Genomic DNA, 14,252 nt, shown 5'->3' on the forward strand with positions numbered 1-14,252 from the left:
GTTGAACCAGCTATGGCAAACCTCAACAACCCAGCGCCTGGCCTTCTTTTCCGGGGTGCACTTCTTAATCTCTGCCTCCGTTCGGCGACTGACGACGTGAGGGATGTAGCCGTGACCCTCGATGGTGCGCAGATGCTCTGCACCACGGTAGCCTGCGTCGGCGCACAGGTGTTTGTTTCGTCTGTGGGGTGGGTCCTTGCGCTTGATGACGATGGCGCCGATCACCGCGTCAAGCCTTTTGCAGTCGTGGACGGTGGCTCCGCTCACGACGAGCGACAACGGGACGCCACGGCCGTCCACCAGCAGATGGCGTTTGCTTCCCTTTTTTCCCCCGGTCCGTCGGATTTGGGCCGACAGCTTCTTGTGCCAAGGGTGCCTTCATCATCGCGCCATCGACGCTTTGCCATCGCCACGCGATGCCTTGCATGTCGTCGTACTCCGCCAGGCCGGCTTTCCAGACTGCTTCAAAGAAGCCCGCCTTCTCCCATTCGAGAAAGCGTTTGTGGATGGCGCTGGCGCTGCCAAAGCGCTCAGCGGGCAGTGCCTTCCACTGGCAGCCTGTGCGCAACACAAACACGATGGCCTCGAACACCTGGCGTGCCGGTTTCGCCGGTCGACCCGCTCCAGGCTTACGCACGTACTGCTTGTCCGGCACCAGCGCGCGTTGAGGGATCAGCGGCTCAACACGCTGCCAGAACTCGTCCGTTACCACCCAGGAATCAGTTCGTTTGCTCAACGCATCACTCCGAAGCAGCGTTTGCTGCAGTTCGGATTGATATTCTATCTATTTACGGATAATTTCTAAAAGTGCAACCCTTCGAGTAACACTAATAGTACTAATAGTTAGAGCGCTATGCCCACCACGTCTGCGCAGGGCAACGCAATACTTCTGGTGAAAACCCCACACTCTCCAGCACCTCAGGCCAACGTTGAGCCAGCTTCAATTGCTGGCTGAGCAGATGGTCTCGTGCTTCATCTTTGTTCACTCCCAGCAGCGTAGCGCACTCGAGCAAGTTGCTCAGGCTGGACGCGCGCGCGCCGCTTTTGGTCACACCGAGTGCATGGATCCCGGACGGCTTGTGGTACGGGGCAATGTCAAACGCAGGTGACAGCCCCCACTGTCCATTTCTGTAGAGCAAGCCGTGGTTCCTCGCATGGTCATCGAAGTTGCCGCACAAGGAGTTGTAGGCAACGCGGCGCCACAACTCGTGTTTCATTGCCGACATATCCACTCCCGGGCGAGCGCACCAACGCTGCAGCTCATGTGCGAGCACCACAAACGACCGATTGCGTGCGCCAGCTGCTTCCTTGTCCAATCGCAGCAAGGTGTGCGCGCTGGCGTAGAGATGTCGCTGTACGTCCCCACCGGGTAAGACGTCCCGATCAAATCGCTTGACCAGAAACACCTGACGATGACCTTCAAGGTGGAATTCCACCTCAGCCGCATTGACTCCACACTCCCGGGCCAGCGTCATGGCCACGTACTCTCGCAAGGGGTTGTTGGGTCCATCGCCACGGTCCTGTAGCTTGGCAATCCACAGCTGCCCCTGGTGTTCCACGGTCAACTTCGGCCGCTCCCCACCTAAGCTCGTTCCAAAAATGCCTTGCACCGCGCGGGCGGCCTGGCTGCTGGGACGCTCATCGGGCAGGTCACGCAAGGCATCCAGCAATTGGGTCAGGTGCGGTGCGTTGAAGGCTGTCTTACGCTCGATGTCGTCGCAAACCTCCAGCGCACCGACGCCATCGCCTTCTGCAAACTCCAACATCTCCATATTGCTCAAGTCTTCGCGGCCATGGCGCTTTTCCAACAACGCCAGCCCAAAGCCCTCCGGACGTGCATCACGGATCACTCCGAACAAGCCTTCCTGTCGCGTTTCCCTGGCCCAGAACTCAGAGCGTTTCAAGGGCAGGTGCAGCGGGTCCAGTGGCACGGCATCAGCACGCTTCAGGTAGTCAGCCAAGTAATGAAACCGCCCGACCTGACCCTGCAACTCGAACTCACCGCATTGAGTAGGCTGTACCTGCCCGGGGAGCCACACCCACACCGGCTTCAAGGCGTCGCTCATGGGCGCGTCCCACGAATCCGTTTTGGCAGTGAGCGCTCAAGCATGCTCACCGCCTCATCGGTTTTGCCCAGCCTGGCCAACGCCGGGAGGAGTTCGCCTATCAAATCCAAGGCCCACAGAATGTTCAATAGGTGCCCGATCCCCACGCTAGACCGACCATGTTCCACATTGAGGACCGTCTTCTTGTTCACCCCCGCCTTGGCCGCCAAGTCCTCTTGCGTCCACCCCAGCGTGCGACGCACGGCACTCACTCGTCCGCCCAATGTGGTCAACGCCTCCTCTACCTCGTAGGGGAGCATCACTGGATCAGGTGAATGTTTCATAAAGGGAGCTATTGTGCTATTAAATTCCTCTTTAAAGGACTTTAATTGAATGGGCAGAGAACATCAAGAGCCCGTCTAGCGTACCTCATGGTAGAAATAGACGGTACTTCAATGCACATTTGGACGACCTCGCAACGCAGATTTAGAGACTTGCAGCTTCACGTCCGTCGCAGGGTGTGTACCGCCCTTGTGAGCCAACCGGGTTCAGTCTAGCCAATGCGGACAGACTGTCTCTGCCACGATCGTCTTACCAGGCCAAAAGGTGCACGTCGGCTGTTGGCCGGTCGACCCCAAGTGAGCGGACTGTATAGAACGATCAAGCCCTCGCCGCCCGAACGACCCAGTGCAGGCGATCTGCTGCTTGGGTGCGGGCGCATCGTCCAGGTCGATGCACGGCATGCCCTGAACCTCCCGCACGGTGCGCTCCAGGGTCACGTTCCGGCGTTTTCTGACCGTGGCCGTGTCCATGCGCACCAAGTCCAGCACCGTATTGATGCCACCCTCTCGCAGCTGCATGGCAATGCGCTGCCCGTGCCTACGTGGAATGTTTGTTTGAGCTGAGTGAAAACAGAAAACCGGCATCGCCAGGGGAGGCGTTTCGGCGGCGATAGGTCGATCACGAGGGCGGCAACAACCTGCCCGTACTGAACAATCTACGATCGCAGCATGCGCTCGAAAGCGTAGCTGCACGTCGCCTGAATTTGTTCAGGGGGTAGGTTGCGATCCGCAGGAATACGCGCGGCGTCGCGGACCATGTCGTTGACTTCACTGAATGTCTGAGCGCTGATTTTTCGCACGTCATCGGCTAAGCCGCCGAGCGCCGGTGCAACGCGCGCCTTCCAGTGCGCATTGAATTCGTCCAGCAGTCCGCCGAAGAGTTCGATCGTGTCGTAGATATACAGCACGTCCTGGGCTCGTTTGTTCGCCGGTCGGTATTGCTGGATAAGGAACTTCTGGACCATGAAACACAAGGGATTGGCTACCTGGACATCCAATCTCTGCGGCAGCGGGACGCCTTCTTTTTGGCCCAGACCAATGATCCAAGGATCGACCAGAAGAACGTCCAGGTGTCGGATCTTCTGGGCCGAGATGCCGGCCTTCGTCATGGTCGCGTCGGCTTCTCCGCTTCGTCTGCGGCCGCTTCCCGCCAAAGGTGTCAGGAACTCGGCGTAGAAACCGCCGGCCTCGTCCCCAAGTGTGTAATGGGCTGCCGGCGGTCGATGATCGCCGCTCAACTCTTCCTGGAATCCATGCTGTAAGAGCGATTGCTTGATGTCTCCCTCGATGGGCTCCCTGTTCGCGAAGGCGAGGTCCGTGTCACGAGTGAACACAGGCTCATAGTCTGGTCGATCGGCCCGCGGGTCCAGGCGATGGAGACGATGGCCCCACCCACCGATGAAGATCAGTTGCTGGCGCCAGGCGGCCAAAGCCTGGACCAGTTTCGCGAAGGCTTCTAGGTCGTTCATCAGGTTCAGTTGCCGATGAGTGGCAGGAGATATTTCTTGTAGATCAGCCCAGCTTGTTCAACTCCCCTTGCTGGGTGATTCATGACGTCCAGCCATACCTGGAGGATGTCCGTGACCATGAGTCCGTCGTGATTGATGGCTCCCCTGAAAGTGGACTGCGGAAAAGATGCTTGCCGCAAGATCAAGTCCGGTCGATCAGATGGATACGGCATGAGACCGGGCCAATCCGATGCCGCCACTTTGGGCAGCTTGGGAACATAGACATACGGCGGCACGCCGCTGACATGCCCGATGCCCAATTCATCGGCAGCGGCAAAAAGTCCAAGACAGGCGTCTGTGGGATGGTGCCCTAACAAGCCTCGAATTTGCTGAGCAGTGGGAACTCGTAGAAGAAAGCGGCATGGCATCTCTGGACATGTGCGCATCGCCGCTGCGCCCCAACGGCGGAAAAGCTCCTCGCGACGAACAAGCTTCAGATGAGGCGATGAGTCGCTCAGATAGCCCTCGCTGCGCAGTTGCTGCAGGAACCGGGATGCGCTCATGGCAGAGACCTGCGCAGCTTCGGCCAGGTCGGTGCCGCTCTTGAACTGCCTTTTGGGGGCGTTCAGCAAGCCGTTCGGCAATTCCCACGCCAGGAGGAGTTTCAGCATCCACTGGTTGAGGTCCGAGAACAGGTTGATGGCTTGTGATGGGCGGCTGGTCGAGGAGCGGCTTGGTTGTTCTGGCAATCGGTTCAGCTGTTGGAACGCTTCACCACTGAAATATTGTTCACCGCGCTCCGAGATCACGCCGACTGGTACATCTTTCGCGAACTTCTGCGCAAACACCTCCACGTGCTTCACCAAAGACAGCGATGCTTCCGGCACGAAGATGAGTGCGAGGGGAAGGGCATTGCCGGACAGCTCGGCTGCGGACTTGGCTTGGAGAATCGCCATCGAGAGAACCGGCAGTACGCGGTCTGGGCGGGCTTCGGATAATGCCTTGATTTCGACGATGAATCGGTGCTTACCGCGTTGGATGACCAAGTCAGCGCTGAGCGGGCCATCATGCGGCTCCTCCACGGACCAACCGCGCGACCGGAAGAAGTCGGCAACGTATTGCTCAGAATGCACGACACGTTTGCTGGACGAAAGACGGGCTGGCATATAAATGGGTTTTAACACGGCCATTTTATCTAACATGGCCATGTTGTCAACCATGGCCATGTTTTGCTGGTGACTCTGACTTCGTACATCCGGGCCTCCGCAAGGAGCAGAACGGGCAACGCCACCTGCCGAACGCCGATCCGTCTCCGGAACTTCTTTTTGAGATTCCCGCCAAGAAATTGGAAGCTCAGAATCACAGTTCGTCGACCAAATTCGTCCGCATCGCCTTACCACGGATCAGGCTATTCGGTCTTGACACCTGATCGAACTCAGTTGGCAAAAAACCCGCCAAAACCCGCGATTTGAGGTCTTGCGCAAAACGGATGTTGCGGTAGCTTGAAAGAGCACACCACCGCAATCATTCCTATGCCAGACCAAAACGACCGCATCCAAAGACACCGCGCAGCACCACACAACCTCATCGACAGCACGCTGTACGGCCTGTGGGGCGGAGGTCTCGCCCGCTGGACCATCGGCCCCATGCGCAAGCTGCTTTCCTACCCGATAGGCCTGCTGGAAATCCTGCCAACGCACTACGTCGGGCTCCTGCTGATCGTGGCCGCCTACCATGGCCCAAGCAGCTGGGCGGCCGCGTGGGGTGCCCTGAGCGTCTGGGCCTACATCCTTCTGGCCACATGGGGCATCTTCGTGCTCAATGGCATCGACTACGCCCTCGAGGTAATCCTGAGGGTGCCGTGGTGCGCCCCTCGCACCTACCCACTCATTGCGCGTGTGGACTTTTTTCCGCGCCCCGACAGAAAACTGGGTTTGCTGTCCGTGTGCGTCGGCACCGTCTGCCTGCTGCCGGCCCTGCTGTTTGACATCTCGCACCAGGTGCAACCTTTGCCTGCCGAGCTTCTCAGCCAGGAGTGGGTGAGAGGCAACGGCATGGCTCTCGCCACCAATGGCCTGGTTTTTATGGTCTTTGGGCTGTTGCAGCTGTGGCTGGCCCGCTGGGAGCCGGCCTGGCCCTTTGTACGGTGGACACAAGAGGACGAGTTGATCGTGCGGCGTCAGGTGGCTCAGATTCGATCTGAGCGGCCACAGCCGCCATTGGCGCCGGTCACGCCACCCCAGCATGCGCCACCGCATCCAGACGGACAGGCACCGGTACAGACGAACACCGCCGGCAAACCCGGTTTGCCCAACGACTACCTCGTACCTTTTGCGCCCCGCGCGCCCACCAAGACCTTTGATGACATCCACGGCATGGACGAACTCAAGGACCGCATGCTGGCCCATGCCGGCCCCATCCTGAACTACCACGCACATGACATGCCCGCCCACATGCCAGTGCCCAGAAACGGCATCCTCCTGCACGGCGAGCCCGGTAACGGCAAAACAGTTCTTGCCGAGGCCCTGGCCGGCGAACTGTGCATTGCCATTTTGGAAGTCACCTACGGGCCCGTCGCATCCAAATGGATTGGCGAGCTACCTGCCCTGCTTACCCGAACCTTCGCTCTGGCCCGCGCCAGCGCACCGTGCGTGTTGTTCATCGACGAGATCGACTCGTTCCTCAAATCACGGGACGCCCAAAGCAGCTACGCGGAAATGCCGCTGGTCACGAACGTCATGCTCACCGAGATGGTGGCACTTCGCCGCACGGGAGTCATCCTGATCGGGGCGACCAACTACTTGGACCTGTTGGATACAGCCGCCGTGCGGGAAGGTCGGTTTGATTTCAAAATCGAAGTGACACCCCCGGATCAGACCGCACGCATCGGCTTGCTGCGTGACGGTGTGCGCAAACACGGCCAGCGCCTGCAGGTCGACGACAAGGCCATGGTCGGTGTCGCCAAACGCTGGAACGGGTTTTCTGTGGCGCGGCTCAATGCGGTGTGCCGGGCCTTGCCCGACATCGCCCGCACCCACCACCGCACACTCATCGGTCACGACGAATGGATGCTTGCCCTGCGCACAGTACAAGGCCAAAAGGGCAGGGTGGCGGCCGACTCACGCCGGCTCAAACACATGGTGTTCGCTCCCCAGATGCGCAACACCATCGACATGATCGTGAGCCGCCTGAAAAACACCCACACTACGGAAGCCCGTGGCGGCACCCTGCCCACCGGCATCCTGTTCCACGGGTCGGCGGGCACCGGCAAGACCGCCACCGCCCAGGCCATCGCGCGAGAGGCGAACTGGGCTTTTCTGAGCGTGGCCGGCCCCGACTTGCTGGTCGAGCACGGCAAACTGGACAAGGTGTTCCGTCAGGCCAAGGACCTGCGCCCGGCCATCATCTTCATCGACGAAGCCGACGACCTGCTGCGCGAACGCCAGCGTTCCAGCCGTCCGGACATGGTCAACAAGCTGCTGGCCACTATGGATGGCACCGAGGAGAAGGTCAAGGACCTGGTGTGGATTGCGGCAACGAACCACTCCGAGCAGATCGACCCTGCGCTGCTGCGGGCCGGCCGCTTCACCGAAAAACTCCTTTTCTCGCCCCCAACCCTGGATCTATGTGCCCAGCACATCACGGCATGGCTGAAGCGCCGGCAGGTTCAACTGGGCCGAAGCGACGGAAGCGAGCGCACTGAAACCACGTCAATAGGTGAGGTACGTGAACGGGGCCAGCGGTGCGTCAGCACCCACTTGGACGAACAGACGATGGCCAGGGCGCTACACGGGCAGCCCATCGCCAACGTGGAAGGGGTGTTGCAGCACGCGCTCAACGTCGCCATCCACCGGACAGGGGACAGTACAGGTGCCGTTGTGCTGGAGGCGCACGACTTCCGCCAGGCGATGCAAACCGTGATCGGCCAGGCCTGAGGAGGCGTTCCCTCTCGGCCGGAATTCAAACGACACACAACAAACAGCGGTGACTTCGGTCGTCACAGATTCAACCATGTTTGACACCCATTTCTGCCTCAAATGGTTCATGGTCAGCGGCATCTTGCTCGCCTGGCTGCTGCTGGCTGTGTTCTGGCGGGCCGCGCGGCTCAGCGACCAAGAACACCTGGCCAACCCGAATTCATCCGGTACACCACACCGACAACGCAGCCGCGATGCGCCCATACGCAAACGCGCCCGCCGACGAAAGCGGTCACAGAAAGCACGGCATCCATGAGCCACCGGGGCCTGCCACCGCCAACCACCCAAGGCGCACAACCCACCCTGAACGTGGACACGCCTTCGGCAATGAGCACCTTCTACATCAACCCCCTTGAAAAACCTCGGACATGAACGAAACCGAATCCGACCACAACCACCCTTCGCTGGAGAATGGGATCCTTTTTAACTACTACCGAGCAACGGCTGCACAATCCAACCAACTGTCCAACCTGATCCATGCAGAAGCCCTGAGCTGGCAGCTGTATGCCCAGCAAGCCCCTGGCCATGCAGTGCCCCTGGTCATGCTCCACGCGAGTCGGAAAACCTGGGAGTTGGGGTCCGCGACGATCAAAAAAGACGTCATGTCGCTCGTAAAGGCACACGCCCCTCAGTTCGGTTGGCCAAGCGTGTGGTCCACCTGCCCGGACAGAGCAGAGCGTTGCGGTCCGCAATCCGCCTGGGCGATCCGCATACGGGACCACTACTGCAAGTTCATCATGATCGCCAACGACAAAAAAATCCTCACACCGAGCAGCATCATTTTCCTTCCGGTCTTCTCCTTGCAGCGTCACATCCAGAGCCAAACGCTTGACGCACTGAACCTGATTTTCCCGAAAGTTGCGGCGGCCGCCGTCCAGACGATGGACAAGAACACAGTGCCCAATTGATAACCTTTGATAAAGCAAACCGGGTTTGAATCGTCTGCCTGGTGCGCCGATGGTGTCCGACCTGGTAGACGGGACTCCGCCGCCGCACAGGGTGTAACGGGGCATCTCGATCGCGCAGAACTCGTTGCCCGTCATGATTTGCCACCTAAAGGGACGCAGTCCACCAATGTCTGTGTCGTGACTCGATAGGGGCGAGAGGAAAAGGAAAACCCATGCAAGAACACCGATGGCCATCAAGGTCCATCGGTGCTTCGGGGTCGAGATCAATGCGTGGCGGTTCGTCCAGACTCGCGCAACTTGTCAACAACAGTAGGTCACCATGCGTGGCACCCCGCTAGGGCGCTGCACGCGAGACGACCTATCGGGTCGGGAGACCAAGGGCTCGGACAATACCTTCGTCATAGTGCCCATACTGACCGGAAGTAAATGTGAACTCCTTCACAAATGGCTTTGCGTCGCTTTTTCCCGCAACTCGGACACGGTAGCTTTGGAAGGGCACGAAGGGTACGTCGGGGAAAACGAAACCGACCCAAGGCTCACGGTACAGGCTTCCGTGCACGGTATCTGTGCCTTGGGTGCGGATTTCATAGACGGGGACATTCTGCCCGTTTGACACCCGGGTGATGACCGCGGAATCGATGGTCAGATGCGTTCCGTGCTCACCCACAACGTAGACGGGATGACCAGTGGGATGCGTGTTCGGGTGCCGGTTTGGAAAGATCGGTCCAGTCGGCAACCATTCACCAAAGAGGGCCGGCTGGATTCCTTCTGTTCCCTCACAGGGAAACGTGCGCACGGTGGGCTCCTTCGGTACTTGACCCAACGTCGAGCCTCCGCGCCCAAGGGTCGAGAAGAAGCTCATGATGACGGTCTGATAGCCGTTGACTATGTCATTGCGCCCTTCCAGGGCCATTCCAATGTCAACGGCCGATGAGATCAGAGCCATCCCGTGATACGGCGCCGCAAGATCCGAGCGGATCGCATGGATGGGAAAATCCGTCATCGTCAGATAGCTACCATCGCGTTCCATCCACGGTAAAACGCCCACTTCAAGAACTTCACCGCCTAGGGCCGAATATCCCATGGCCTGAGCGCGATCGGTGGGTGTGATGCCAGTGAATCCTGGTTCACCTGGGGTCTCCCAGTGCGGGTCACCCAAGTTACTACGGGTGCTGACATACAGGGCGTGATTTTTCGCCGCTGTATCCAACATGGCGTTTTGATTCAAAGCGCCGAGACCGCAACGAAGGCGTTCTCGGTTCAAAAAATCCATTGCCTCGCCTAGTCCCGGAGTGAAGTAAGAACCGGGCGCTGCAACTGTCTGCAGAGGCAATGTACCGGCGGACACAATGGGCATGTCTTCGACTGCACCACCACCACAGGCAGATAGTAGAACTGACGTAGCGGCCATTGTGACTACCAAAAAGCGAGTTTGCATCAAGATCATCCTTTGTCGTTTGAGTATGAGAGAGGACCGTTGTGGTTCTCTCACATTCAAAATACGTTAGAACCTCAAACGCGCAAGACCCCAATACAAACGAATCGAAACTTTTTTTTGTCCGGTTCGGCGAAGGACAAGGGATGTCGTGGATAGAGTCCTGGACGGCTAAAGGTGGAGTTTGCCGCGCGCTTACACTGCACTTGGCACAGTCCCCGGCCTACTGCATCGAGAATTTGTTGGAACACATCGCCCTCCACCTAGACGGGAAACGATGGGACCTGGCGGTCATGTTGCTGTAGCGAACACTCAACTCGGCCATGCAACGCGCCACCAACCCCGTACCGCCACGAACTCGACCTGGTTCACAAAATCTTGGCCCGCATGGACGACGAGACTTCTCACCGTCAGTGGCTTTCGCATCTCGCGCCTTTACACAAGGCCAAGCGCAACTTTTTGCGCGCTCCGCCGGTGGTGTAATGTGCCCGTGGCTCCCCACAAACACCAAGTAAACCACCTGCTCGCAACGAGCCTGCGTGCTGATATCGTTGTGACTCCAGATTGAGTAGGATGGTGGGACCAGCAACATGAGCGACGTGGAGTACCGGCATTTTTTGAGCAAGGCGCGAGATGCTCAAAAAGGTGGCACTGCGGCTTGGTCAACACAGTCAACTCGAGAAAAAGCGGCCGTGGCGGTGCTAGCGGCTCGCGAGTCGTTCATAGTTCAAATGGCGCCGAGCTCGAACGAGGAGCTCGGAGTAGGTGCAGGGGAAGCGACTCAGAAACCGGGTTTTTTCCCAGATGGTTCTTGGTGCCGGGGTGTCCCACAAGCCATGGTCCTGCAGGAGCTTCGCGGCAAGCTGACGATCACTCTGACGGTTGCATGCGCTGGCATCCATAGAGCCGTTGCGCGCAGCTTGGACCAAATCTGCAAGGGCCTTGGTGTAGGTGTGGTCCGTGAAGATCCAGTGTGCGGCCAGCGCAATTTCGTTGGCGTGAGCGTTGTCGTCCGCAATTTCACGATCGACCTTTGCTACGAGGTCCGGATTGAGGGTCAACGCATTGCGTCGGTAGGCGTGGGTCCATTTCGGTTGAGTGTTCACGGTGTGTACCTTTCTCTCTGGGCCCGTTGAGTTGGTCCCGTGAGGAAAGAATCCCACACTTATTGAATCGCGCAAGGGGGTGAACGTGCAGCCTATAAAGTTGTCAGGTTTGATCGCGACGCGTTTTCCTGCCCTTGTGATGAAAATGACTGAAGGTATCGCCCTTTGAGGCCACGATTTGGGCAACATCCGATTCAGGATCTGCAGTGACGCCTTGCGACGGATTAGGCGCTGGAGGCACTTTGCGTCGGTCGTCGACTAGTGCTAACGAAGGTCGGCCTTGACTACTAGCAACTTCAGAATGCTGGCTCTTGAATACTGATAGGGCATAGTTGGCAAGCGCAGCTAATTTTTTTGATGTATGCCTCTGTCGAATCCCTGCAAGGCAGCTCAAAAGCGCAGCTTCCCGGGCATGGGATAGACGAACGTCTACAGCGACATCAATCGGTGCGGCTTCAGTATGGTTCGCCTCACCGATTTCAAGCAGTGCAATAGCCGAATTACCGTCTCCCACCAAGCGTGCCCCATGCGCGCTGAGTTCGACAAGTACCTGGCAGCGATCGCTCGCTGGGACTGTTTGAAGGCGAGCATGGAGGTAGGGATTTGTCGCTGAAAAAACGCGAATGGTTACGCGTAGGCGACGCAGATCTGTTGTGCTGTATTCCTGCGGCATCATTTACTCGTAGCACATCTCGGCAATACGATGAAATCCCCGAACGTTGCCGTAGACCGGATCAATGTCTTGTCTCGCACGCTTCGCGAGCCCGGGGTGAAGCGAAGCGAGAGCTCTGGCGAGAATTGGGGATCCGCCACCGGTCAGGACGACGTGATCAATGCCTTCGAGATCGCCGATCATGCTGAGCGCTTGTGACAACGCGGTACTCATCAACGCGATGACTTGCGGCCAGTAGTCGTCGGTGTTGTACGTTTCCCCTCCGAGATCGAAAGTCTTGGCGCCAGTTCGCAGTGCGATATCTGCTCGCTCCATCGCGATCGGATTGCGCTTGAGCGATTCTTTGATCTTTGCGCATACTTCAGCGGCGCAGTTGAGTGTGCCGACGTTATGTGCGCCACTCACCTTGTAGCGAGGGTTGTAATCGCCTTTGCAGACAAACCAGTCAAACGTGCCTCCTCCCATGTCAAAAACGAGAACAAGGTGGTTTGGTTGGATCTTCCCGGCAGGGAGTTCGCTGACGTAGTTGACGACAGCGCCTTGCGGTTGCGCGACAACCATCACGTTACCTACCTCAACCGAGATTTGCTCGGCTGGATTGTGCGGGGCAGGGAGGGCGTGACTGCCCGTGCAGAGCTGTTCCAGAAAGTCTGCATGTTCGAACACAGTGTTCAGTGGCAGACCAACAACCAGGTTTTCAATTTGTAGGGCTCTAGAAACCTTGTGGTGCCGGGCGATGTGCCAGTAGGAGCCTTTCATTAGAGCCTTGTACTCTTCCGTTTTGCAGTAGTTCTCGCTGGCTACTCGGTAGACGCCCGCCGCGTCGACGAGGTCACATGCCGATTGACCAACAAAATAGCTCTGGTACTGGAGCTTGATATTCACACCGTCCAATTCGCTAGCCATTGCGAGTCTGTGGCCGAACGATGGAGCGGTCAGCGACGGGAAGGAGCCAGTCAGGATTTTTGAGCCTATGTTGGCCGTTCCGGAGGAGCGACCAGTGGTGTACTTGGTTGTGTAGAAGCCGACGTCGACGCCAATGTGCTTGAGGATCAATGAGCGAGCTTGTTGCATAGCTTGTGCGGTGTGGTTGGTGATGCCCAACTCTATGCAGGTTGTCATCGCTTTCACTTGAGCAAGTGCTCCCTGGGAAGCACTTGCTCTGAATGAAACGCAAGTTTTTGCGATTTGCCTCCTTTGGGGATGCTTCGTGCACCAGCCGCAACCGGGGGCGGAGTCATGTGTTGGCGCTTCAGTCATCCCCGACCGAGGCTGCTTGAAGTGACGGCGCCTGTAGATGGCGGGTTATCGGTTGTCATCGTTGTCTTGTCCGCGTTTTCGCCCTGGCGACGTTTAGCCGTCGGGCGTGCAGATTTGCTCTGTGCCGTTGCAGAGCACAGGCTTGCCCGACTTGAGGTGGCCTGAGTGGGCCTGAGTTGGCCTCAATTGGCTTAGTGGTAACTTTGAGTTGGCATTAGATGACCTGAGTTGGCCTGAGTTGGCCTAGTGACATGTTTGAGCTGGCTGGAGTTGGCCCTAGGTGGCCCGAGTTGGCGCTCCCCCTTTCGTTTGGCTGTGCAGGTGATCTGCGGCTCGTAGGCGAAAGAGATGTCCCTTTCGGTAATGCTTTCGCGTGACAACGGTGCTCCCCAACTTAGACACGCATAGAAAACAACTGCTCAAAAAATAAGCAGCTCTACTGGGACCACATACAGAGTGACTGAAAACGCCTGCAAAAACAACAACCTATACGAAGAGTTGCGTCAAGGGTGCTCCTGAGATTCGTTTTCCGATTCAACAATTTTTGTGGATTTCATATGTTTGTGATGTATACTTCCGATACATCGACCATGTGTCCGATCGAGCTGCCGAGCAGCATGTACTTCTAGGTTTTTTCAGGCAGCGGTCCTTTGGGCGGCTGTAGTCAGCGGTAGCGCTGGCAGTGAGGCTGTCGTCTTTGGCAGCCTATAGAAGGCGTCCCTACTCCTTGATGAGTCCTGGGACAGCTGACAAGTCCACGTTGCGACGTGGGCAAGCATCGTACAAAGAGGTTTCCAGCCTCGGCCACCCTTACCGGTGGTACTTGCTGCGTCTACGGATCCAGCACCAGAACAACGACCCAACCTCTGCATCGTTTTCCCCTCGGGGAGCCATACCGCCGTCACCGCTGGTGATGCCGCTTGGAACCAACGATGCAGAACCAATTGGCTTACAGAGCCTTGGATGGATCAAGCAACGACCGCCCCCCGGCGGATCTGGCCGTCGCGACCTCTTCGCGACACACGACCCGAAACAGCCTTTCACTTTGGCTGTTTCATT

At 58.0% G+C, this 14,252-nt stretch carries 11 protein-coding genes and 1 pseudogene; 3 read left to right on the plus strand and 9 right to left on the minus strand.

Features of this window, described 5'->3' with window-relative positions; all coding sequences use genetic code 11:
* The 5 genes and pseudogenes from AAHB17_RS23350 to AAHB17_RS23365 form a co-directional block, all read right to left on the minus strand.
* Nucleotides 1-736 (minus strand): annotated as a pseudogene (locus tag AAHB17_RS23350) (IS5 family transposase); the annotation flags it as partial.
* 115 nt (nucleotides 737-851) lie between these two features.
* Nucleotides 852-2,066, minus strand: coding sequence for a type II toxin-antitoxin system HipA family toxin (locus tag AAHB17_RS23355; RefSeq protein WP_342133465.1), 1,215 nt, complete (start codon nucleotides 2,064-2,066; stop codon nucleotides 852-854).
* Nucleotides 2,063-2,389 carry a helix-turn-helix domain-containing protein gene (locus AAHB17_RS24815; protein WP_446719647.1) on the minus strand — a complete coding sequence of 109 codons (327 nt, stop codon included), beginning with the start codon at nucleotides 2,387-2,389 and terminating at the stop codon, nucleotides 2,063-2,065. Before AAHB17_RS24815 ends, AAHB17_RS23355 begins: the two co-directional genes overlap by 4 nt.
* A gap of 653 nt (nucleotides 2,390-3,042) precedes the next feature.
* On the minus strand, nucleotides 3,043-3,855 hold the full coding sequence (locus AAHB17_RS23360) for a GSU2403 family nucleotidyltransferase fold protein (RefSeq protein ID WP_342133466.1): 813 nt from the start codon (nucleotides 3,853-3,855) through the stop codon (nucleotides 3,043-3,045).
* Between the two features lie 5 nt (nucleotides 3,856-3,860).
* A complete protein-coding gene (locus AAHB17_RS23365) occupies nucleotides 3,861-5,054 on the minus strand; it encodes a hypothetical protein (RefSeq protein ID WP_342133467.1) in 1,194 nt (397 codons plus the stop codon).
* A gap of 282 nt (nucleotides 5,055-5,336) precedes the next feature.
* Between AAHB17_RS23365 and AAHB17_RS23370 the strand changes: the two genes are divergently transcribed.
* From AAHB17_RS23370 to AAHB17_RS23380, 3 genes are all read left to right on the plus strand, one after another.
* Nucleotides 5,337-7,769 (plus strand): AAA family ATPase, encoded by a 2,433-nt coding sequence (locus AAHB17_RS23370; protein ID WP_342133468.1) that lies wholly within the window; start codon nucleotides 5,337-5,339, stop codon nucleotides 7,767-7,769.
* Between the two features lie 76 nt (nucleotides 7,770-7,845).
* A complete protein-coding gene (locus tag AAHB17_RS23375; RefSeq protein WP_342133469.1) occupies nucleotides 7,846-8,067 on the plus strand; it encodes a hypothetical protein in 222 nt (73 codons plus the stop codon).
* A gap of 112 nt (nucleotides 8,068-8,179) precedes the next feature.
* Entirely contained in the window at nucleotides 8,180-8,719 is a 540-nt protein-coding gene (locus AAHB17_RS23380) for a hypothetical protein (RefSeq protein ID WP_342133470.1), read from the plus strand.
* 358 nt (nucleotides 8,720-9,077) lie between these two features.
* On the opposite strand, the gene AAHB17_RS23385 is transcribed toward AAHB17_RS23380, so the two are convergent.
* The 4 genes from AAHB17_RS23385 to AAHB17_RS23400 all read right to left on the minus strand — a co-directional run bounded on the left by AAHB17_RS23385 (nucleotide 9,078) and on the right by AAHB17_RS23400 (nucleotide 13,055).
* Nucleotides 9,078-10,157, minus strand: a complete 1,080-nt coding sequence (locus AAHB17_RS23385) for a CAP domain-containing protein (protein ID WP_342133471.1) — start codon at nucleotides 10,155-10,157, stop codon at nucleotides 9,078-9,080.
* Between the two features lie 698 nt (nucleotides 10,158-10,855).
* Nucleotides 10,856-11,260, minus strand: a complete 405-nt coding sequence (locus AAHB17_RS23390) for a hypothetical protein (protein WP_342133472.1) — start codon at nucleotides 11,258-11,260, stop codon at nucleotides 10,856-10,858.
* Nucleotides 11,261-11,363: 103 nt separating this feature from the next.
* On the minus strand, nucleotides 11,364-11,936 hold the full coding sequence (locus AAHB17_RS23395; RefSeq protein WP_342133473.1) for a hypothetical protein: 573 nt from the start codon (nucleotides 11,934-11,936) through the stop codon (nucleotides 11,364-11,366).
* On the minus strand, nucleotides 11,937-13,055 hold the full coding sequence (locus AAHB17_RS23400; RefSeq protein ID WP_342133474.1) for a ParM/StbA family protein: 1,119 nt from the start codon (nucleotides 13,053-13,055) through the stop codon (nucleotides 11,937-11,939).
* Nucleotides 13,056-14,252 lie beyond the last annotated feature (1,197 nt).

The organism is Hydrogenophaga sp. OTU3427, assembly GCF_038440225.1.
Taxonomy (GTDB): domain Bacteria; phylum Pseudomonadota; class Gammaproteobacteria; order Burkholderiales; family Burkholderiaceae_C; genus Hydrogenophaga.

What these genes read in the sequence shown, in the direction of transcription:
- AAHB17_RS23355 (WP_342133465.1), bottom strand. Translation starts at nt 2,066, where the DNA reads ATGAGCGACGCCTTGAAGCCGGTGTGGGTGTGGCTCCCCGGGCAGGTA.
- AAHB17_RS24815 (WP_446719647.1), bottom strand. Translation starts at nt 2,389, where the DNA reads ATGAAACATTCACCTGATCCAGTGATGCTCCCCTACGAGGTAGAGGAG.
- AAHB17_RS23360 (WP_342133466.1), bottom strand. Translation starts at nt 3,855, where the DNA reads ATGAACGACCTAGAAGCCTTCGCGAAACTGGTCCAGGCTTTGGCCGCC.
- AAHB17_RS23365 (WP_342133467.1), bottom strand. Translation starts at nt 5,054, where the DNA reads ATGGTTGACAACATGGCCATGTTAGATAAAATGGCCGTGTTAAAACCC.
- AAHB17_RS23375 (WP_342133469.1), top strand. Translation starts at nt 7,846, where the DNA reads ATGTTTGACACCCATTTCTGCCTCAAATGGTTCATGGTCAGCGGCATC.
- AAHB17_RS23380 (WP_342133470.1), top strand. Translation starts at nt 8,180, where the DNA reads ATGAACGAAACCGAATCCGACCACAACCACCCTTCGCTGGAGAATGGG.
- AAHB17_RS23385 (WP_342133471.1), bottom strand. Translation starts at nt 10,157, where the DNA reads ATGCAAACTCGCTTTTTGGTAGTCACAATGGCCGCTACGTCAGTTCTA.
- AAHB17_RS23395 (WP_342133473.1), bottom strand. Translation starts at nt 11,936, where the DNA reads ATGATGCCGCAGGAATACAGCACAACAGATCTGCGTCGCCTACGCGTA.
- AAHB17_RS23400 (WP_342133474.1), bottom strand. Translation starts at nt 13,055, where the DNA reads ATGACAACCTGCATAGAGTTGGGCATCACCAACCACACCGCACAAGCT.